This window comes from Mesorhizobium sp. WSM4840, from assembly GCF_055811755.1.
In genome coordinates this window covers 14,112-32,221 of sequence record NZ_JBVVQD010000041.1, presented here as the reverse complement: position 1 = coordinate 32,221, position 18,110 = coordinate 14,112, and the positions used below count along the sequence as shown (strand labels likewise).

The window sequence follows — 18,110 nt, the reverse complement described above, 5'->3', positions numbered from 1 at the left end:
GCGATTAGCCGTAAGCCCCCGCGCCTTCGTCATCCCAGGGCGAAGCAAGGAGCGAAGCGACGCGGCGCAGACCCTGGGATCCATTCCGTGACATCAGCCGAAGAATGCAGCGGCCAAGAACGGTGCTTGCATCCGCAACGGTGCCAGCTACCCTTCCACCATGACCGGCTATGCCTATATGACCGCGAGCCAGAAGCGTGGCACGATCTACATCGCTGTCACCAACGATCTCGGCCGCCGCATGCCGGAGCACAAATCTGGCGAAGGCTCGCGCTTCACCAGCCGCTACGGCGTGCAGCGTCTGGTCTGGTACGAGGAGCACTTCGACATTCGAGACGCCATCCAGCGCGAGAAGTCGCTGAAGCGTTGGCCACGCCAGTGGAAGATCGACCTGATCGAGAAGAGCAATCCAGAGTGGTTCGAGCACTTTCGCGGAACGGGGTGGTAGCGTTCGGTTCTGGTCCGCTGCATTCTTCGGCTTGGGTAACGGCATGGATCCTAGGGTCTGCGCCGCGTCGCTTCGCTCCTTGCTTCGCCCTAGGAAGACGAAGGCGCGGGGCTTACGGCTAATCGCAGACGTTGGAGATTGTGCAGCTGGACCGTCCGCAGTCCCTTTCAGGCTCAGTCAAAGACCAAATCCTCTGTGCAGAGGAATTAGAAGCAGCCGGCGCCTGATCCAAGATCTCTTCGCGCGACGTCTTTTCGCGCGGCACCGAGGCGGCCGATGCTCTAAAAGCCGAAGAATTGCCAGCCGACCAGATAGCTAAGCGCGACGACCACCAGGGGAAACAGGGCCGGCGCCAGCTGGCTGAAGACGGAACGCCTTGCCGGTTCCTTTGGGGCATTCCTTTCGGCGTTTCCGAGATTTTTGGTCATGGTCCAATACAGTAGCAATCGCTGATTAACGATTCACCAACATGCTGCGCCCGCCCCGGAAACGGGGCGGTTTTTTGCGTGTTCAACGGAAGTCGCCCCATTGCCGCCCAAAACTGTCGTGCCGGTCGATTGAACCTGCACATGGAGCCGGGCGCGCGTTTGCCGCATGCGGGAACCAATCGCCGCCCACCTGCTTTGGCAAGGAGGTTCGCGGGAAAGGAGTTCGACATGAAACCTTTCGCATTCCTGCCGAGCGCGTTGATCATCGGCGTGCTCGGCGCACTGGCGTTGGCGGCGCCGGCTGCCGCCCAGACGGATGACCAGACACAAGACCAGGCGCCTGCCGGCCCCTGCCAGGCCCAGCCGCAGAACGGCCAGCAGCAGGAGCCGCCCGCCAACAACGGTGCCGGCGACAGCCTGACCGACACGCTTGATCCCTGCAACGGCGTGCTGCTGCCGCCGCCGACCGGCGATCAGGGCATGGCCGCACCGCCGCCGGACGAAGGCAGGACACCGGTGCTCAAGCCCGGCGAGGTGCCGGCGCAGCCGCCGAAACAATAGGTTGGCGCATTTGCCGCCTCGGCGCCTGACGGGAGCCCGACGCCGGCAGGCTTTTTTGCTGGGGGGCGGAACATTAGTTCTCGCTAAATGTTCCTTTCGAAGCAGTCGATATCACCCCCTCCGGTATCGCTGCTGATCGGGCAAACCGATCGGCCCGCGTGCCTGTGAAAGGAACGCGGGCCACTGCGGTCGGTCGCAGCAACGCATCCGGGCGGCGCCACTGCGGCGCCGATTAGCCGCCGCTCACGGAACAAGAAGGTTGCGTGAGCGTTTCCAAAGAGGGCCCGCCGTCCCGATTGTGATCTACTGTTGCCACCCGTGGAAGGCGAAGTCCGCCAACAAGAACAGGAGAAGACGATGAAGATCCACCTTGTTCCTGCCGCCGCCGGGCTGGTTCTGCTCACCGGTGTCGGCGTGGCCACCGCAGACCAGGTGATTGTCACGCCCGAGCAGCAGACGGTCATTCGCGAATATGTGGACAGGCACCCGCTGGCGTCGATCAGCCTTCTGGGAGTGGAGCTCAACATCGGTTCCACCGTGCCCGACACGGTTGAGCTTCACCCGATCGACGTTCCCGACGTGCAATACAGATACGTGGTCGTCGACGATCGCACCGTGCTGGTCGATCCCGGCACGCGCAGGATCGTGAAGGTCATTGACTGACCTTCACCCGCCGCTCTCTCGGGAAGACGCGAGAGGAGCGGCGGCTCGCCGGCAGGCAGCCGGCTGCTGATCGTCTTGTCGCGGGAAGGAGCCATTTCCATGTTGCCGCATGTCGAGTCACGCAATGTGGCCGCATCTGTCGACAAGCTGCTTGCTGAACGGGGCACTGCCCTGTTGTCGATGAAGGAGTTGATTGCAGCCGTGCGTGAGCAAACTGGAACGGATCGCTCGGACGCGGATCTGGCGGGGCTGATCACCAAGAAGGCGGCACTCCTCGGTGTCGCGGTTCTGTCCGAATAGGGCTGAAGCCCCAAGACTTTGATCCGAACTCATGACGTCGATCCGAACTCATGACGCCGATGAGAACTTGGGCTAAGACAGCTGTTGCCCAAGGCCTTGAACCGAACCGATGGAGGCAACAGTGACGGACGACAGGCAGGAACGCATTCGCCGGCGGGCTCACGCGATCTGGGAACAAGCCGGCCGGCCCGACGGTGCGCATCAGCAGCACTGGGACCAGGCCACTGCCGAGGTCGACGGTGAGAAGAGCAGGCCGAAAGCTAAGGCGGCTCGACCGAAGGAGCCGGCGGCCGCCAAGGCCAAGCCAAAGGACACCAAGCCAAAGGACACCAAGCCAAAGACTGCTCGGCCGCGCAAAGGTTCAGCGAGCTAGAACAATAACGCTTCGGCCGCGGGACGAAGCTCTGTCCCGCGGCCGAAAGCGTGAGTTCCCGAAATCGATCTCGGCTACATGCCGCAGTGCCTGTCGTTGACGGTCGGTGAGACCGTGCCGGGAGCCTTGTGCGTGGCATCAGGCAGCGCGCCCTGCGGGCCTATAGGACAGTTCCGATCGGCATTGGAATTCGTGCCGTCGGGGCCCGCAATAATGCTACCGGTAATCCCGCGATCGACAGCATCCGGCTCATCGGCCAGGTTCGGATCGATCGGGGCCGGGTCGATTACGACGCTTCTGTCGCTGCCGGTACCCATTTCAGCGTCGGGGTCGCTGGCAGTCTGGGCCATCGCAGACGTGGCCAGACCAGCGGCGAGTACGGACGCCGCGAGAATCTTCGTAAGCATGGTTTGCCTCCATTTGTCTCCATTTTTTCGGTTGTCGCCGCATCGCGACTACAGAAAAAACCGCTCGGGGCTGGTGAAGGTTCCCATAAAATTCCAGCCTGCGACGAACCGTCGTGATCAGCAGCGCAAACTTGCCCGGCAAATGCCGGGGACCCGAAAGCGTGCTGGCAGCGAGCCGTTGACATGGCTGCCATGTCACGATATTGAACAGGACTATACAGGTTTACTGAACAGGTATTCCATGGCGCGTCGCACGACTCCGTCGTCTCCCGGAACGGGCAAGCCCGAACGGATCGCCACCGTCCTCGAACACGAGATACGCTCCGGCGTGCTCGGCTTCGGCGACCGCCTGCAGAGCGAGAACGAGCTCGTCCAGCGCTTCTCGGTCAGCCGCAACACCATCCGCAAGGGTCTCGAGGAATTGTCGAGCCGCGGGCTGATCACCACCAAGGTCGGCATCGGCTCGTTCGTCACCTTCGACGGCATGCCGGTCGACGACGCCGTCGGCTGGTCGCGGGCGCTGGCCAATGCCGGCGCCAATGCCGACACGCGCACGCTCAGGCTCGAAGTCATGCAGGATGCCGAGCTCGCCGCCAGGCTCGGCGTCGAAAGCCCGTTCTTCATCGCCGTCGACCGGGTGCGCTCCAACGCCGATGACGGCCATGCCATCTCGATCGAGCGCAGCCGCTTGCCGCTGTCGCCGGAGTTGGAGGACGTGCCGCTGCGCGGCCTGCGCGAGGGCTCGCTGCACCAGACGCTGCGCGCGGCGGGGCTCGTCCCCGATCACGGCGAGGAGTGGGCCGACATCGAGATGCTGAGCGCCGAGGACGCGGCCATACTCGACTGCGCGCCCGGCGCGCCGTTCCTGCGCACGCGGCGCCTGACGCGCGCCGCCGACGGCCGCGCCATCGAATTTGTCACCAGCCTGCTCAATCCGGCGCATTTCGCGCTGCACCTGGAGTTCTGAGCATGGACACGCTGAGAATGGAGACGGGCGAGGCGATCGACCGCGCGATGGGTGCGCTTATCGGCGGTGCGCTGGGCGATGCGCTCGGCATGCCGACGCAGCTTTTGTCGCCGGCCCGCATCGCCGAGCTCTACGGCCATGTCGAGGATTTCGTCGCGCCTGTCGCCGACCATCCGGTGTCGAAGGGCCTGGTCGCCGGCACTGTTACCGACGACACCGAACAGGCGCTGCTGCTCGGTCGTGTCCTGGTTGGTTCAGGCGACAGCTTCGATCACACACGCTGGGTCAGCGCGCTGCTCGACTGGGAGCGCGAGGTCAAGGCGCGCGGCAGCTACGACCTGCTCGGACCTTCGACCAAACGCGCCATCGACGCCATCAATCGCGGCGTGCCGGCCGCGGAAGCGGGACGCAGCGGCGATACCAATGGCGCGGCGATGCGCATCGCGCCGGTCGGCATCATGATGCCGCTGGAGCCGCTCGACGGGTTGGTCGCCAAGGTGGCGGAAACCTGCCGCGCCACGCACAACACCTCGATCGCCATTGCCTCGGCCGCAGCCGTCGCTGCCGCCGTCAGCTGCGGTGTTGCCGGCGGCGATTGGCGAGCAGCCTCGGACCGTGCGGTTGTGGCGGCAAGGCAAGGGGCGGCACTCGGACACTGGGTCACCGGCGGCGATATCGCCGCGCGGATCGACTGGGCGAGGAGCCTCGTCCGCGGCAAGGCTGTCACTGACGGCATCCGGCTGATCATCGACCTGGTCGGCACCGGCGTCGCCAGCCAGGAATCGATTCCGGCGGCCTTCGCGGTGCTGGAAATAGCCGGTGGCGATCCCTGGCAGGCGGCCGTCATCAGCGCCAATCTCGGCGGCGACACCGACACGATCGGCGCCATTGCCGCCGGCATGGCAGGCGCCTGCACCGGCTTTTCCCGATTGCCGCAGGAACACATCGCCCGGCTCCAAGGGCTCGACATGGCGCAGGTGCGCGCGCTCGCCGCCGATCTGGTCGCGGTGCGGATGGCGAAACGCGGTTCAGGCAAGGATGCGGCGGCATGAGCGGAGCTCAGCCTGACATGAGCGGGCGTCTCGTCCATATCGGCAGCGCGGTGGTCGACTATGTCTACCGCATCGACGCCTTGCCGGCGCCCGGCACCGAAAAGACCGCATCGAGCTTTGCCCAGGTCGCCGGCGGCGGCTTCAACATGATGGTCGCGGCCAGCCGCACCGGCATGAAGGTCGTCTTCGGCGGCCAGCTCGGCAGCGGACCGAATGGCGACTTCCTGCGCGCCGCCTTGGCCGCCGAGGGCATCGCAACGCTGACCCCGCCATCACCCGTGATGGACAGCGGCAATTGCGTCGCCATGATCAGCGGCGACGCCGAGCGCACCTTCGTGTCATGGCCTGGTGCCGAGAGTGTGCTCAGCCTCGGCATGATGGCGCCCGTCCGGGTTGCGCCGGGGGATTGGGTGTTCGTCTCCGGCTATACGCTGAGCTATGTCGGGAGCCGCGACGCGCTGGCCGACTGGATCGAGGCGCTGCCGGCGGAAATTCCCTTCGTCTTCGATCCGACGCCTGTCATATCGGAGATTCCGCGCGCCATTCTCGACCGGGTGCTGGCGCGCACGAACTGGCTGAGCTGCAACACAACGGAAGCGGCCGAGATTGCCGGCCCCGGCGCTGTCGAGGCCATTGCTGCCCGGCTTCTTTCCAATCACTGCCCGACCGCCGAGGGGGTCATCATCCGCGCCGGGGCGAAAGGCTGCTTCGTGCGGCTGGCTGACGGCACCGCGCAGGCCGTGCCCGGTTTCAAGGTTGCCGCCGTCGATACCAACGGCGCCGGCGACACGCATATCGGCGCCTTCGTCAGCGCGCTGTCGCGCGGCGTGCCGCCCTTCGAAGCGGCAAGTTACGCCAATGCGGCGGCGGCGCTCTCGGTCACCCGCCATGGCGGGTCGTCGGCGCCGACCGACGAGGAGATCCAGACATTCCTCAGCCATGACGATCGATCCGTGCACGGCCGGAAGCAAAAGGCCCATTTATGACAGAATAAATGACGCAACAAGCCCGCCAACCGGGCAAACAATGAGAGGAACGAACATGCGCATGCCAAAATTGACTGCATTTGTGACAGCAACCGCCGTCTTCGCTTCGGCACTCACGCTGGCCGCCAGGGCCGACGAGGTGCATGTGCTCAACTGGAAGGGCTACGGCGCCGACGAGCCCTGGGCCATTGCCGCCTTCGAGAAGGCGACCGGCAACAAGGTCGTCAACGACTTCTTCAATTCCGAACAGGAAATGCTGACCAAGCTGAGGACCAATCCCGGCCTCTACGACGTCGTCATGATCAACGCGGCCTTCAACGACCAGGCGATGGCGGAAAAGCTGATCCAGCCGATCGACGTCTCGAAGATTCCCAACTATGCCGACATCAGCCCGGACAAGGCAGGCTCGCCGATGCTCGCCCGCGATGGCAAGGTCTATGGCGTGCCATGGGTGTGGGGCTTGACCGCGCTCGCCATCAACGAGAAATCCTTCGAGACGCCGCCGACCAGCATCACCGAGATGTGGAACGAGGCGCATAAGGGCCGCGTAGTCATTCGCGACGATGCCGTCGAAGCGGTCCAGTTCGGCGCCATCGCCACCGGCCAGAACATAAACGACATCAAGGATATGGAAGCGGTCAAGGCGAAGCTGACCTCGCTGATGCCGCAGATCAAGACATTCTGGAGCTCGGAAAACGACTGGAACCAGATGGTCGCCTCCAACCAGATCGACATCGGCACCTATTGGAGCGGTTCGGCCGACCGGGCCAAGACGCATTTCAAGCTGCCGGTCGCGCTGGTCATCCCAAGGGAAGGCGCCGTCGCCTGGCTCGACGCTTTTTCCATTCCGGTCGGTGCCAAGAACGTCGCCGGCGCCGAGGCCTTCATCAACTACATGATTGATCCCGGCTTCTACGTTGAATGGGTCACCAAGGTCGGCGCGCCGGTCTCGGCCAACACCAAGGCGGTTGCCGCCCTTCCCGAAGATGCGTTCAACCGCAAGGTGATGGGCGACCCTGATGTCGCCAAACGCATCCAGTTCCAGGCGCCGATCACCGATGCGCAGCGCGAGGCCTATCTGGCGCTGTGGCAGGAGATCAAGGTCAACGTTAAGTAACGGCCGGCTTTTCGGGAGGAGCATATGGCTGGACAGGTCGCGACCGGTTCGAGGAGCGGATTGCGATCGGCGTTGCCGTTGCTCCTGCCTGCCTATCTCTGGCTGACGGTGGCGATCTTTTTGCCGCTGTCGGCCATGGTCTTCTTCTCCTTCATGACCGAATTGCCCCTGGCGGGGAAGGTGTGGGCGTTCACGCTCGACAACTACGCCACCTTCTTCTCAGAGCGGCTGTATTTGACGCTGCTGCTGGCGTCGCTCAGGCTCGGGCTCGAGGTAACGCTGTGGTGCGTCGTCATCGGCTATCCCGCGGCCTATGTGCTGGCCAAGGTGCTGAAGGGGCGCAGCCGCGAGGCGATCTTCCTGCTCGTCATCCTGCCGTTCTGGTCGAACGGGCTGGTGCGCATCTTCTCCTGGGCGATGGTGCTGCGCGAAGGCGGCATTCTCGACACCGCGCTCAACGCCGTGCTGCCGTTCAAGATTAACATCGACCTGATGTATTCCTATCCGGCCGTCATCATCGGGCTGGTGCACTCCTATGTGCCCTACATGGTGCTGACCTGTTATCTGACGCTGCAGGCCATCGATGACTCGCTGATCGAGGCAGGGCGCTCGCTCGGCGCCTCAAGACTGCAGATGTTGAGGCGGGTGATCATCCCTCTGTCCATGCCAGGGCTGGTCGCCGGTGCGGCGCTGATCTTCGTTCCCGTCGTCGGCTCGTTCATGGAACCGCGCATCCTCGGCGGGCGCACCGGCACTTTTTACGGCACGATCATCGAGGATCAGTTCGTCGCCGTCTTCAACTGGCCGCTCGGCGCTGCCTTGTCGTTCATCCTGCTGGCCGTCGTCCTGGTCATCCTGGCGTTGGCGTCACCGGTGCTGCGGAGGCCTGCGTGATGGCAACGACGCGTATCCTGGAATGGTGTGGCCGCCTCTACATCTGGCTGCTGCTCGCCTTCCTCTACCTGCCTGTTATCATCATGGCGCTGATGTCGTTCAACGTCTCGCCCTTCTACCAGTTGCCGTTCGAATGGACGACGGAGTGGTACGCTTCGTTGTGGCAGAACGATCAACTGATCTCCGCCACCTGGAACAGCATAGAGATCGCCATCATCACCACCATCATCTCCACGGTGCTCGGCTCGGCGGCTTCGCTGGCGCTCTACCGCTATGAATTTCGCGGCAAGAAAGTCCTGCAAGCGCTGCTGTTTCCACCGATCGCCATTCCGTGGCTGATCACCGGCACGGCGATGCTGATCTTCTTCTTCGGCGTCGGCATCGGGCGTGGCCTGTTTGCGATCCTGCTCGGCCATGTCGCGCTGGCGCTGCCCTATGTCATCGTCGTCGTCTCGGCCCGGCTGCAGACATTTGCGCCGGAGTTGGAAGAGGCGGCGCGTTCGCTCGGCGCCAACCAGTGGCAGGTGACTTCTCGCGTGACGCTGCCCTGGATCATGCCGGGCGTCATCGCCGGCGGGCTGTTCGCCTTTGCCGTGTCGTTCGACCAGTTCGTGGTCTCCTACTTCCTGTCGACGCCGGGCCAGACGACGTTGCCGGTCGAAATCTACGCCGCGATCCGCAAAGGTTTTACGCCGGAGATCAATGCCGTCTCGACGATCATCATCGTCGTCTCAATGGCGCTGATGTTGCTTACGGCACGGTTCTTCAAATTCGGCGGAGAGAAATAATGGCCGGCGTGCAGGTATCGAATTTGTCGCGCAGCTTCGGCGCGCACAAGGCGCTGGACGACGTGTCCATCGATTTCGCCGACGGTGGTTTCTATGCACTGCTTGGGCCGTCGGGCAGCGGCAAGACCACGCTGCTGCGGCAGATTGCCGGTTTCGATTTTCCCGACTCCGGCCGAATCGCCATCGGCGGCGAGAGCGTCGAGCGGGTGCCGGTCGAGAAGCGGCGCATCGGCATGGTGTTCCAGAACTATGCGCTGTTTCCCAATATGAACGTGGGTGACAATGTCGCCTTCGGCCTGTCGGTGCGTGGCGAAGCCAGGGCAACGATAGCCAGCGAGGTGCAGCATGCGCTTGACCTGGTGCAGCTCGGCAAGCTCGGTAGCCGCCGGCCGCATCAGCTGTCCGGCGGCCAGCGCCAGCGCGTCGCACTGGCGCGCGCCATCGTCACCAAGCCGCGCGTGCTTTTGCTCGACGAGCCGCTGGGCGCGCTCGACAAAGCGCTGCGGGTCGACATGCAGATCGAGCTGAAACGCATCCAGCGCGAGATCGGCATCACCACCATCTTCGTCACCCACGACCAGGAAGAAGCGCTGACGATGAGCGACCGCATCGGCATCCTGCGCGACGGTCGGCTGGTGCAGGAAGGACCGCCGGAGGAGATCTACGACAGCCCGAAGAGCGAGTTCGCCGCCACCTTCCTCGGCGACGCCAACATCTTTCGCGGCGAGACCACCGGCACCGGCATCCGCTTGCCCGACGGCACGGCGATCGCCGCCGGGGCAGGCGCGGCGCTTGCCGCCGGCGCCAGGGCGAGCTGCGCGGTGCGGCCCGAACGCATCCGCATCGCCACCGATTCAGGGACGTCTGATCCGAACGCCAATATGCTCCGGGGGCAGGTTTCCAAGCGTATCTTCGCCGGCAACAACAGCACTTATTTCGTCGATCGCGGCGGGCAGACGCTCAAGGTCATCGTGCAGAACACCGGCATTGAAAGGTTGGCGGAGGGGCAAAAAGTGGTGCTGCGCTGGTCGCCGGAGAGCACGGTGCTGATCGCTGGGAGCTAACTCGAAAGTTGGCGATCCTTCCCACCCCCTCTGCCCTGCCGGGCAGAGGGGGTGCTGTCCCTCCATCTGTCGGGCATAGTGGGGCGCCGGAGCATACCGATGATGCTGGAATTGACGACCGAGGATCAGTCCATGCTCGATGGCGAGCAGGGCCCGGCCGTGGCCGCAGCGATGAAGATCCTGGTCGCCTTTTCCAACGCAGTCGGCGCGCGCAAGCTGTTGGACATTGCAGGAGCCCATATCGATGGCTGCCTCTATCACGGCCAAGCCAGCCTCGATTTCGTCGAAAGGCTGGTCGAGGGCGGCGGCCGCGTTCGGGTGCCGACAACACTCAATGTCGGCTCGTTCGACCTCATCCATCCCGGGCTGGTGAAGATGCCGGCAGCCGAAGAAGTGCCGGCGCGGCGACTGATGAAGGCGCATCTGGAGCTCGGCTGCCAGGCGACCTTCACCTGCGCGCCCTATCAGACCCGGTTCCGCCCGGCTTTCGGCGAGCAGATCGCCTGGGGCGAGTCCAACGCGATCGTCTTCGCCAATTCGGTGATCGGCGCGCGGACCAACCGCTATGGCGATTTCATCGATTTGTGCTGCGCGATGACCGGGCGCGCGCCGGCCTGGGGCCTGCATTTGAGCGATAATCGACGCGGCCAGATCCTGTTCGAGCTGACCGGTTGTTTCGAGCCTACCGATGCCCTGTTCGTTGGCGTGGGGCTGATCATCGGGCAGGCGAGTGGCGACCGCATTCCTGTGATATCGGGCCTGCCGCAGCCGCGCGACGAGGACCAGCTGAAGGCGCTGGGTGCGGCGGCGGCAACGGCGGGCGCCGTGGCGCTGTTTCATGCGGTGGGCATCACGCCGGAAGCAAAGACGCTCGACGAGGCAATTCGCGGCATGGCGCCGGAGACGACGATCCGGATCTCTCGCGCCGACATCGACCATGCGCTGGCCAGGCTGTCGAGCGTCCCCGACGGCGCACCCCTTGCAGCCGTGTCGCTCGGCACGCCGCATTTTTCCCATGACGAGTGGATGCGCCTGCTGCCGCTGCTGCGCGAGGTCGCGCCGGGCAGGGGCGTTCCGATCTATGTCAACACCGGACGCGCCACGTTGAAGAGATTGCAGGATGAGGGCGAGCTGGACGATGCGCAAAAGTTCAGCCTCATTCCGGTGACCGATACCTGCACCTATGTCACCACCATCCTCGAGCGTCTCGACGGCGTGGTGATGACCAATTCCGGCAAATGGGCACACTACGCGCCCGGCAATATCGGCGTGTCAGTGGTGTTCGGCGATATGGAAGATTGCGTCCGCTCGGCAGCGGCCGGGCATGTCGTGCGGAGCGCGCCATGAAAGGGCTGGAAAAGTCGGTCTTGAGGAGAGTTGGCACGTTCCAGCTTGCCGGCGAAGCGCAAGGCACGGCGATGGTGCTTTCGCACGTGCTCAGCTTCTGGGGCGGGATCGACGTCGAAACAGGCGAAATCATCGACCACTCGCATCCTGGTCTTGGCCAAAATGTCGCCGGCAAGATCCTGGTGATGGCATCCGGGCGCGGATCGTCGTCCTCGTCTTCGGTTCTCGCCGAGGCCATCCGCAGGGGCACCGCGCCGGCCGGCATCCTGCTGGAGCGGCCGGACCCGATCCTTGCCGTCGGCGCCATCGTCGCCGAGTTCCTCTACGACATCAGCATGCCGCTGGTCGTCTGCGACATATCAGGCATTGCCTCCGGCGACCGGATCGCGATCGGCCTGGGCGAGAATGCGCAAGCGATGGTGAGCAAGATCTAGCCGGCCATCGGTCCCGCCGCGCCCCGCCGCCAATAGGCCGCAGCGAGCGTCTCGTCGCGGCCAAGCCCGAGCGTGTCGCGCCAGTGCTCGCGAACGATCCTCGCGGCAGCCGCTTCCGCCGCGAACCAGCCGAAGGACGAACCGTTCGGCATGCGGAGGCGATCCCGGTCCTAATCGTCCCCGAAGACAATAGCCCGCACGGCATCGAGCTCAAGATTAGCCTGATCGCCGCAGCGCCACAGCCCGCGCTTGCTGGCGCGGCCTCTCTTAATCCCGGGAGCTTCCGTTCAGATCTCCGGGATGCTTTCCCTGAAGATTACCTGCAGCCTCGGCTGGTGCAACTCGTAGGGCAAGTCCCTGATCGCATGGCTCAAGGTGTTGAGCGCTTCGCGGGCCTCGACGCGCGGGTTCTGGTCGATGACGGCGTCGAGCGTGCCGTCGAGCAGAAGATCCTTGGTGCCCTCCGTCACCTCATGGCCGAGGAAGACCGTCGACAGCGCGCGGCCGCGCTCCTTGAGCGCCCGGGCGATGCCGGTGTTGCCGGCACCGACATTGTAGATCGCGGCCAGGTCCGGGTGCCGGTCCAGCAGGGCCGAGGCCTCCGCATAGGCCTTTTCCCGATCGTCGAGCATTTCGCGCATTTCGACGATCTCGAGATTGGGCGATTCTTCCGTCAGAATGTGGCGGAAGCCCATCTCGCGCTCCTCATGGCCGCGATAGGAGAGCGAGCCGGCGAACAGCGCGACCTTGCCCGGACGATCGGCGGCCATGAAGCGGTTGAGCAGGTAGCCGGCGAGCCGGCCGGCGGCGCGGTTGTCGATGCCGATATAGGCGACCCTCGGCACGTGCAGGATATCGGATGCGATGGTGACGACCTTGACGCCGCTGGCCGATAGCGAGCGGATCGCCTCGCGGACCGTCGGATGGTCGAGCGCGATGACGCCGACGCCTTGCGTCTGGCCGCGCAATTCCTGCAGCAGGCGGGCAAGCCGGTCGGGATTGAAGCCTTCGATCGTGGCAACGCGCACATCGAGGTCCGGTCTTGACTGCGCCTGCGCCTCGATGTGCCGGTGCAGCATCTTGATGAAGGAATTGGTGCCGGCGGGCAGGGCGAAGTCGAGCCGTATGACATCGCCGCGCGGTGCATTGCGCGGGATCGGGCCGTTCGAATTTTCAGCGATGTAGCCTAGCCGCTGCGCCGTTTCCAGCACGACCTCGCGGGTGCGCGCCCTGACCCCGGCGCGGTTGTTGAGCACACGGTCGACCGTCGCGGCTGAAACGCCGGCTTCCCGGGCTATGTCTGTCAGGGTGGACCGCACAGTCGATCACCTCATTGCTGGTGCGCTACAGGCGCATCAAAATCGCGGATTAGCGGATCGGATGGCGGACGACGATTTCATTGTCATCCGCGATTCTGATGGGAAATGATGTATCCGGCCTTAGCCGATGCGCAAGCCGGCGCGCTACACCAAATCGTCGAGCCGGGCCGAAAAGGATCGGCGCGGCGCTCGGTTCCCTCAAATTCAAGCACTAGGTGCCGTGGGCTGACCTCGCTGGACTGCATCCTCTGCCTCATTTGCGATGTTATGACGTGTTTTGATTATTTATGATGTTGACAGCCTTCCTATAGTGCCGTCAATATCCATCATGAGGGCCGTGGAGGAACAAGGCCCTCGAGGGAGGACTTCCAATGTCTGATATGATCCGCATGTCGCGGCGCCGTTTGCTGGCGTCCGGTGGAAAGGCGGCCGTGCTTGTTGCCGCCGCAGGTATCGCACCGAAATTCATCCGTCCCAGCCGCGCCTATGCGGCCGACGCGCTGGCGCCGGGCATGATCGGCGGCCCGACGGGCTTCGACGGCTCGGAGCGCTATCAGTATGGTCCCGACACGCCGGAAGGCCGCGCCATCGAGGCGGCCAAGGCGATGAAGGGTGCCGGCAAGGCGCCGGCCAAGATCGTGCTCGGCCTGTCCGACGGCTCGATCGGGCAGTTGACGCAGCCGTTTCCCACCGGCGCGCCCTCGATCAAGGATCTGTGGGAGAAGGAAACCGGCATTCCGCTCGAGATCGTCGGCGTGCCGAACGGCCAGGAATTCACCAAGACGATGCAGGACATCTCCACCAAGGGTGGAGCCTATGACATCTACGCGGTCGAATGGAACCGTCTCGGCGACCTAGCCGAAACCGGCGGCATCCTGAAGCTCGACGACTTCGTCGCCCAGTACAAGCCGGAATGGGACGATCCCGAGCGCGGCTATGTCAACGGCGCCAAGGGCGTCTCGCTGCTCAACCAGTATCGCGGCTCGACCTATGGCGTGTCGCTGGATGGCGATTTCCAGACCTGGGTCTATCGCACCGATCTGTTCGGCGACGCGGCCGAGAAGAAAGCCTTCTCCGACAAGCATGGCTACGAACTGGCGCCGCCAAGGACCTGGAAGCAGCATGACGAGATCGCGGCCTTCTTCCAGCGCCCCGACAAGGGCCTGTTCGGCTCAACCGATCTGCGCAACCAGGGCTGGGGCTACACCAACTGGTATCAGCGTTATGTCTCAATGGCTTCGCCCAATGAGTTCCTGTTCGACGACACCGGCAAGCCGCTGATCAATTCGGAGCAAGGCATAGCTGCTACCAACGAGTACATCGCATCGCTGGCCCATCATTCGCCGGATGCGATCTCGTGGGGCTGGCCGGAGCAGTATGGCAATTTCGCTAAGGGCGGCGCCGCCATGACCTGCGCTTTCTCCAACCTGCCGAAATTCCTCGACAATGCCGGCAACAAGGATTCGCAGGTCACCGGCAAGATCGGCTCGATGCTGCCGCCGGGCCGCGAGATCGACGGCAAGCTGATCAGCCGTTCGGTGCTGTGGCTCAATTTATCGGCTTCGGTCTCCTCGCAGGCCAAGAATCCGGAGGCCTGCTACCTGTTCCTGCAGTGGCTCGGATCGAGCCGCATCTATGCTTGGATGACCGCCAATCCGGGCGGCTATTTCGATCCGTTCCGGCTGTCGGATTTCTCCGACCCGCTGGTCCGCCAGACCTATCACGCCTATCACATGGATGTGGTGCGCGAGACGGTCGCCCGCACCGTGCCGACCATCAACTATCCCGGCGCCACCGCCTTCCACAATGCGCTGGACGAGAACCTCGTTGCCGCGCTGACCAAGGCCAAGACCGCCGAGCAGGCGATGGTCGACACCGAGGCCGAATGGAAGAAGATCGCCCGCCGCACCGGCGAGGAGAAGCTTCTCGAAGCCATCAAGACCAACAAGGAGGCCTGGCCCACCGTTCTCGATCCGATCAGCTGATCCTCCTCCCAGCATACGAATGTAGGGGAGGAGTTTGCTCTTCCCCTCCGCAAACGATGGTACCAGCAAAGCTGCAAAATGAAGCGTTCCGTTCCTTTCGAAATATTCCGCTATGCAGCGATCCTTGCTGCTATGGCGGTGACGCTGGTGCCGATCCTGTGGATGGTCTCGATGGCCTTCAAGCCGATCGCCGAATGGTCGGCGACCGGCGCCGACCTGACCTGGTGGCCGAAGAACCCGACGCTCAGCAATTTCCGCTTCGTCTTCGGTGAATCGACCAACAACCTGATCGCCGCGCTCGACCGTACCGCCCTGAAACCGATCCTGTCATCGCTGCTGTCGGCGGTGTTCGGAACGGCGATCGCCATGTCGGCGGGCACCGCGGCGGCCTACGGGCTGTCGCGCTTCGGCTCGGGCCAGAACCTGCCGCTGGCGCTGATCCAGCTCCGCCTGTTTCCGCCGATGGCGGTGATGACCCCGGTGATGATCATGTGGGCCTTTCTCAACTTTACCGACAGCTGGTGGGGGCTGTCGCTGATCTACGGCATCGTCACGCTGCCCTTTGCGTTCTGGCTGATGAAGACGTTCTTCGACGACATGCCGCGCGAGATCGAGGAAGCGGCGCTGGTCGAGGGCTGCTCGCGATTGCGCGTCTTCACCCGCATCACGCTGCCGATGATGCGCGCGCCGCTGGCCAGTGCCGCGCTGTTCGTCTTCATCCTCAACTGGTCGGACTATCTGATCGCGCTGCTTTTGACGACACGCGAATGGGTGACGGTGCCGGTCTACATGGCCTCGCTGTCGTCTTCGATGACCGGCCAGCTCTACGGTGCCAAGGCGGCACTCGGCCTGATCGCGGCGGTGCCGCCTGTCATCATGGGCATCGCGATCCAGCGCCATCTGGTGCGCGGGCTGACCTTCGGGGCGCTCAAGCAATGAGCGCGGTCACTGCCACGATTCCGGAGGACGTGATGAAAACCGTCCAGGCAAAGCCGACCCTTCGGGACGAAGGGGTAAAGCTCGGTTTCCGGCTGACACTGCCGGCGCAGATCCTGGTGCTGTTCATCGCGGTGTTTCCGCTGTTGATGCAGCTCTATATCAGCCTGACCGACTGGTCGCCGCTGTCCGGCCTCGGCTGGTGGAGCGCCTGGTCGCTGTGGAACAACTTCGCCAACTACACCGACCTTGCCGCCGACGCGCGCTTCTGGAGCGCGCTCAAGAGAACGGCCATCGTCATGATCGTCTGCGTGCCAGCGGAATTCCTGCTCGGCTTGGCACTCGCCACGCTGTTTGCCGACGAGTTCCCGGGCAAGCGGATCTTCTATTCGATCCTGCTGATGCCGATGATGGTGGTGCCGGCGGTGGCCGGCTACATGTTCTTCATGCTGTTCCAGTCAGGCGGACCGGTCAACGACATCCTGTCGGCGCTATCAGGCTTTCCCGTCACCATCGCCTGGCTGTCGGACCCGACGTTGGCGCTCATCGCCGTCATGCTCGCCGACATCTGGCAATGGACGCCGCTGATGTTCCTCATCCTGCTTGCCGGCCTGGTCGGCGTGCCCGAGGACCAGATCAAAGCGGCGACGCTGCTTGGCGCCAATCCCTGGCAGCGCTTCGTCACCATCGTGCTGCCGAAGATGAAGACGATCATCATCATCGCACTGGCAATCAGGATCATCGAGAACTTCAAGATCTTCGACACGCTCTACATCATGACGGGCGGCGGTCCCGGCGTCGCCACCGAGACCATCTCCGTCTACATCTACAAGCTCACCACCCAGGACCTGATCTGGGGCTATGTCGCGGCGATCGCGCTGGCCATCCTGATCGTGCTGTCCATCGCCGCGGTGTTTGCGATGAAGCGCATGGCCCGGGTACGCGAGGTGCCGGCATGAGCGCGATCCATCTGCAGAACCTGGTCAAGAAGTTTGGCGACTCCACCGCCTTGAAGACGATGGATCTCGCCATCGCCGACGGCGAGTTCATGGCGCTGCTCGGGCCGTCGGGCTGCGGCAAGTCGACGACGATGAACATGATCGCCGGTATGGAAGAGCCGACCAGCGGCAAGATACTGTTCGGCGAGCGCGACATGGCCGGCGTGCCGATGGGACGGCGCGGCGTCGGCTTCGTCTTCCAGAACTATGCGATCTTCACCCATATGAGCGTGCGACAGAACCTTGCCTACGGCCCAAAAATGCGTGGCGCGCCAAAGGCCGAGATCGACCGCCGCGTCGGCGCGATTGCCGAGATGCTGCAGTTGACTCCGCTGCTCGACCGCAAGGCCGACAGGCTGTCGGTCAACATATTGCAGCGCGTGGCGATCGGCCGTTCGGCGATCACGGAGCCGGCGATTTTCCTGCTCGACGAGCCGCTGTCCAATGTCGACGCCGCCTTCCGGGCGGTGATGCGGACCGAACTGAAACAGCTGCAGCGTCAGTTCCGGCAGACCATGGTCTATGTCACCCACGACCAGCTCGAAGCGATGACCATGGCTGATCGCATCGCGGTGATGGACCATGGCGTGCTGCAGCAGGTCGGCACGCCGCTCGAGGTCTACAACGATCCGGCCAATGTCTTTGTCGCCCGCTTCATCGGTGCGCCGGGCATGAACCTGCTCAAGGGCAGGCCGGCGGAAAGCGACCGTGGCCTGGTCATCGATCTCGGGCCGCTCGGTGTCACGCCGCCGCTGCCGGACAATCTCGCCCCGGCGGTGAGGGCCGCGCGCGAAGATGTGCTCTACGGCTTTCGGCCTGAGCAGGTGATTCTCTCAGACCGCGGCCTGTCGATGCCGGTAACGTTCATCGAGCGCATCGGCGCGCGCACCATCGTCCATTTCGGCCAGGGCGAGAGCACGGTGAAGGCGATGTTCGACAATGACGTCGGGCTGGCGATCGGGCAGACAGCGGTTGTCGCGCCGGCCCAGGCGTCCGTGCGTGTGTTCGACGCCGCCACCGGCCTTGCCATGAAGGCGGGCTGA

Annotated in this window: 22 protein-coding genes; 18 read left to right on the top strand and 4 right to left on the bottom strand. The window is 63.9% G+C overall.

The genetic code is table 11. The features are described from left to right. The first annotated feature begins 160 nt into the window (after positions 1-160). Entirely contained in the window at positions 161-448 is a 288-nt protein-coding gene (locus AC0L3I_RS32890; RefSeq protein WP_473529685.1) for a GIY-YIG nuclease family protein, read from the top strand. Between the two features lie 281 nt (positions 449-729). Here AC0L3I_RS32890 and AC0L3I_RS32885 read toward each other — a convergent pair whose 3' ends face one another. Beyond that, positions 730-876, bottom strand: coding sequence for a hypothetical protein (locus tag AC0L3I_RS32885; protein WP_473529684.1), 147 nt, complete (start codon positions 874-876; stop codon positions 730-732). Positions 877-1,104: 228 nt separating this feature from the next. On the opposite strand from AC0L3I_RS32885, the gene AC0L3I_RS32880 reads away from it, so the two are divergent. From AC0L3I_RS32880 to AC0L3I_RS32865, 4 genes are all read left to right on the top strand, one after another. Continuing rightward, complete coding sequence (locus AC0L3I_RS32880) at positions 1,105-1,437, top strand: hypothetical protein (protein ID WP_473488162.1); 333 nt, start codon at positions 1,105-1,107, stop codon at positions 1,435-1,437. Positions 1,438-1,794: 357 nt separating this feature from the next. Further along, on the top strand, positions 1,795-2,100 hold the full coding sequence (locus AC0L3I_RS32875) for a DUF1236 domain-containing protein (protein ID WP_473529683.1): 306 nt from the start codon (positions 1,795-1,797) through the stop codon (positions 2,098-2,100). 99 nt (positions 2,101-2,199) lie between these two features. Beyond that, on the top strand, positions 2,200-2,400 hold the full coding sequence (locus AC0L3I_RS32870) for a hypothetical protein (RefSeq protein WP_473529682.1): 201 nt from the start codon (positions 2,200-2,202) through the stop codon (positions 2,398-2,400). Between the two features lie 121 nt (positions 2,401-2,521). After that, complete coding sequence (locus tag AC0L3I_RS32865; protein WP_473529681.1) at positions 2,522-2,773, top strand: DUF2934 domain-containing protein; 252 nt, start codon at positions 2,522-2,524, stop codon at positions 2,771-2,773. Positions 2,774-2,847: 74 nt separating this feature from the next. Here the strand turns inward: AC0L3I_RS32865 and AC0L3I_RS32860 are convergent, their stop codons facing one another. After that, a complete protein-coding gene (locus AC0L3I_RS32860; RefSeq protein ID WP_473529680.1) occupies positions 2,848-3,180 on the bottom strand; it encodes a hypothetical protein in 333 nt (110 codons plus the stop codon). A 241-nt stretch (positions 3,181-3,421) separates the two neighbouring features. On the opposite strand from AC0L3I_RS32860, the gene AC0L3I_RS32855 reads away from it, so the two are divergent. The 9 genes from AC0L3I_RS32855 (at position 3,422) to AC0L3I_RS32815 (ending at position 11,829) form a co-directional block, all read left to right on the top strand. Beyond that, positions 3,422-4,147, top strand: coding sequence for a GntR family transcriptional regulator (locus AC0L3I_RS32855; RefSeq protein ID WP_095493143.1), 726 nt, complete (start codon positions 3,422-3,424; stop codon positions 4,145-4,147). 2 nt (positions 4,148-4,149) lie between these two features. Further along, positions 4,150-5,199 (top strand): ADP-ribosylglycohydrolase family protein, encoded by a 1,050-nt coding sequence (locus AC0L3I_RS32850; protein ID WP_473529679.1) that lies wholly within the window; start codon positions 4,150-4,152, stop codon positions 5,197-5,199. A 17-nt stretch (positions 5,200-5,216) separates the two neighbouring features. Next, positions 5,217-6,185, top strand: a complete 969-nt coding sequence (locus AC0L3I_RS32845; RefSeq protein ID WP_473488157.1) for a PfkB family carbohydrate kinase — start codon at positions 5,217-5,219, stop codon at positions 6,183-6,185. Between the two features lie 55 nt (positions 6,186-6,240). Next, positions 6,241-7,302 (top strand): ABC transporter substrate-binding protein, encoded by a 1,062-nt coding sequence (locus tag AC0L3I_RS32840; protein ID WP_473488156.1) that lies wholly within the window; start codon positions 6,241-6,243, stop codon positions 7,300-7,302. A gap of 24 nt (positions 7,303-7,326) precedes the next feature. Next, positions 7,327-8,196 (top strand): ABC transporter permease, encoded by an 870-nt coding sequence (locus tag AC0L3I_RS32835; protein ID WP_473529678.1) that lies wholly within the window; start codon positions 7,327-7,329, stop codon positions 8,194-8,196. Beyond that, complete coding sequence (locus AC0L3I_RS32830; RefSeq protein WP_123152071.1) at positions 8,196-8,984, top strand: ABC transporter permease; 789 nt, start codon at positions 8,196-8,198, stop codon at positions 8,982-8,984. Before AC0L3I_RS32835 ends, AC0L3I_RS32830 begins: the two co-directional genes overlap by 1 nt. Then, the gene (locus AC0L3I_RS32825; protein ID WP_473488154.1) at positions 8,984-10,048 is read left to right on the top strand and encodes an ABC transporter ATP-binding protein; all 1,065 of its coding nucleotides are present in this window, start codon (positions 8,984-8,986) and stop codon (positions 10,046-10,048) included. Before AC0L3I_RS32830 ends, AC0L3I_RS32825 begins: the two co-directional genes overlap by 1 nt. A 99-nt stretch (positions 10,049-10,147) precedes the next feature. Beyond that, complete coding sequence (locus tag AC0L3I_RS32820) at positions 10,148-11,395, top strand: aconitase X (RefSeq protein WP_473529677.1); 1,248 nt, start codon at positions 10,148-10,150, stop codon at positions 11,393-11,395. Beyond that, positions 11,392-11,829, top strand: a complete 438-nt coding sequence (locus AC0L3I_RS32815; protein ID WP_473529676.1) for an aconitase X swivel domain-containing protein — start codon at positions 11,392-11,394, stop codon at positions 11,827-11,829. Before AC0L3I_RS32820 ends, AC0L3I_RS32815 begins: the two co-directional genes overlap by 4 nt. Here the strand turns inward: AC0L3I_RS32815 and AC0L3I_RS32810 are convergent. Both AC0L3I_RS32810 and AC0L3I_RS32805 read right to left on the bottom strand, forming a co-directional pair. Beyond that, positions 11,826-11,981, bottom strand: coding sequence for an SIP domain-containing protein (locus AC0L3I_RS32810; protein WP_473529675.1), 156 nt, complete (start codon positions 11,979-11,981; stop codon positions 11,826-11,828). The genes AC0L3I_RS32815 and AC0L3I_RS32810 overlap by 4 nt on opposite strands. 135 nt (positions 11,982-12,116) lie before the next feature. Beyond that, positions 12,117-13,148 carry a LacI family DNA-binding transcriptional regulator gene (locus tag AC0L3I_RS32805; protein ID WP_473529674.1) on the bottom strand — a complete coding sequence of 344 codons (1,032 nt, stop codon included), beginning with the start codon at positions 13,146-13,148 and terminating at the stop codon, positions 12,117-12,119. A 371-nt stretch (positions 13,149-13,519) separates the two neighbouring features. On the opposite strand from AC0L3I_RS32805, the gene AC0L3I_RS32800 reads away from it, so the two are divergent. The 4 genes from AC0L3I_RS32800 to AC0L3I_RS32785 all read left to right on the top strand — a co-directional run bounded on the left by AC0L3I_RS32800 (position 13,520) and on the right by AC0L3I_RS32785 (position 18,110). Continuing rightward, positions 13,520-15,133 carry an extracellular solute-binding protein gene (locus AC0L3I_RS32800; RefSeq protein ID WP_473529673.1) on the top strand — a complete coding sequence of 538 codons (1,614 nt, stop codon included), beginning with the start codon at positions 13,520-13,522 and terminating at the stop codon, positions 15,131-15,133. A 78-nt stretch (positions 15,134-15,211) separates the two neighbouring features. After that, on the top strand, positions 15,212-16,072 hold the full coding sequence (locus tag AC0L3I_RS32795; protein WP_473529672.1) for a carbohydrate ABC transporter permease: 861 nt from the start codon (positions 15,212-15,214) through the stop codon (positions 16,070-16,072). Continuing rightward, complete coding sequence (locus tag AC0L3I_RS32790; protein ID WP_473529671.1) at positions 16,069-17,028, top strand: carbohydrate ABC transporter permease; 960 nt, start codon at positions 16,069-16,071, stop codon at positions 17,026-17,028. Before AC0L3I_RS32795 ends, AC0L3I_RS32790 begins: the two co-directional genes overlap by 4 nt. Next, positions 17,025-18,110 carry an ABC transporter ATP-binding protein gene (locus tag AC0L3I_RS32785; protein ID WP_473529670.1) on the top strand — a complete coding sequence of 362 codons (1,086 nt, stop codon included), beginning with the start codon at positions 17,025-17,027 and terminating at the stop codon, positions 18,108-18,110. The genes AC0L3I_RS32790 and AC0L3I_RS32785 overlap by 4 nt, the downstream gene beginning before the upstream one ends.

Coding starts and splice junctions, on each gene's coding strand:
- AC0L3I_RS32890 (WP_473529685.1), top strand. CDS start 161: ATGACCGGCTATGCCTATATGACCGCGAGCCAGAAGCGTGGCACGATC.
- AC0L3I_RS32885 (WP_473529684.1), bottom strand. CDS start 876: ATGACCAAAAATCTCGGAAACGCCGAAAGGAATGCCCCAAAGGAACCG.
- AC0L3I_RS32880 (WP_473488162.1), top strand. CDS start 1,105: ATGAAACCTTTCGCATTCCTGCCGAGCGCGTTGATCATCGGCGTGCTC.
- AC0L3I_RS32875 (WP_473529683.1), top strand. CDS start 1,795: ATGAAGATCCACCTTGTTCCTGCCGCCGCCGGGCTGGTTCTGCTCACC.
- AC0L3I_RS32870 (WP_473529682.1), top strand. CDS start 2,200: ATGTTGCCGCATGTCGAGTCACGCAATGTGGCCGCATCTGTCGACAAG.
- AC0L3I_RS32860 (WP_473529680.1), bottom strand. CDS start 3,180: ATGCTTACGAAGATTCTCGCGGCGTCCGTACTCGCCGCTGGTCTGGCC.
- AC0L3I_RS32855 (WP_095493143.1), top strand. CDS start 3,422: ATGGCGCGTCGCACGACTCCGTCGTCTCCCGGAACGGGCAAGCCCGAA.
- AC0L3I_RS32850 (WP_473529679.1), top strand. CDS start 4,150: ATGGACACGCTGAGAATGGAGACGGGCGAGGCGATCGACCGCGCGATG.
- AC0L3I_RS32845 (WP_473488157.1), top strand. CDS start 5,217: ATGAGCGGGCGTCTCGTCCATATCGGCAGCGCGGTGGTCGACTATGTC.
- AC0L3I_RS32840 (WP_473488156.1), top strand. CDS start 6,241: ATGCGCATGCCAAAATTGACTGCATTTGTGACAGCAACCGCCGTCTTC.
- AC0L3I_RS32835 (WP_473529678.1), top strand. CDS start 7,327: ATGGCTGGACAGGTCGCGACCGGTTCGAGGAGCGGATTGCGATCGGCG.
- AC0L3I_RS32830 (WP_123152071.1), top strand. CDS start 8,196: ATGGCAACGACGCGTATCCTGGAATGGTGTGGCCGCCTCTACATCTGG.
- AC0L3I_RS32825 (WP_473488154.1), top strand. CDS start 8,984: ATGGCCGGCGTGCAGGTATCGAATTTGTCGCGCAGCTTCGGCGCGCAC.
- AC0L3I_RS32820 (WP_473529677.1), top strand. CDS start 10,148: ATGATGCTGGAATTGACGACCGAGGATCAGTCCATGCTCGATGGCGAG.
- AC0L3I_RS32815 (WP_473529676.1), top strand. CDS start 11,392: ATGAAAGGGCTGGAAAAGTCGGTCTTGAGGAGAGTTGGCACGTTCCAG.
- AC0L3I_RS32810 (WP_473529675.1), bottom strand. CDS start 11,981: ATGCCGAACGGTTCGTCCTTCGGCTGGTTCGCGGCGGAAGCGGCTGCC.
- AC0L3I_RS32800 (WP_473529673.1), top strand. CDS start 13,520: ATGTCTGATATGATCCGCATGTCGCGGCGCCGTTTGCTGGCGTCCGGT.
- AC0L3I_RS32795 (WP_473529672.1), top strand. CDS start 15,212: ATGAAGCGTTCCGTTCCTTTCGAAATATTCCGCTATGCAGCGATCCTT.
- AC0L3I_RS32790 (WP_473529671.1), top strand. CDS start 16,069: ATGAGCGCGGTCACTGCCACGATTCCGGAGGACGTGATGAAAACCGTC.
- AC0L3I_RS32785 (WP_473529670.1), top strand. CDS start 17,025: ATGAGCGCGATCCATCTGCAGAACCTGGTCAAGAAGTTTGGCGACTCC.